This window comes from Bacillus sp. SIMBA_154 (assembly GCF_046536015.1).
Lineage (GTDB): Bacteria > Bacillota > Bacilli > Bacillales > Bacillaceae > Bacillus > Bacillus pumilus_P.
The window spans coordinates 1-243 of record NZ_JAWJBV010000564.1 but is presented as its reverse complement, the minus strand read 5'-3'; the positions used below and the strand labels follow the sequence as shown (position 1 = coordinate 243).

Below are 243 nucleotides of genomic sequence, written 5' to 3'. Positions count from 1 at the left end.
CCTGATTGCACGGCGCGGCAAATCCATTTCGACCGTGGCGGGGTTGGCGCTGGCGCACTACGGCATATTCACGGCGCTGAGCACCTCCTTGCAGACGGCCATGATTACTGGCGGACTCATTCTGGCCGTTCCGTTTGTCTGCATGATGGAAGGGGCGGTAATACGCAAGCGACCCCGCGCCGCGAGCGAAGGCGGATCGGCCAATGAACCGCCTTCTGGGAGTCTTTCATGAGGTTGTTTCAG

General features: G+C 60.5%; 1 protein-coding gene. It reads left to right on the top strand.

The features are described 5' to 3' along the window. Positions 1-232 (top strand): hypothetical protein (locus tag R0K30_RS23175; protein WP_410613346.1); only part of this gene is annotated, 232 nt, incomplete at its 5' end. Positions 233-243 lie beyond the last annotated feature (11 nt).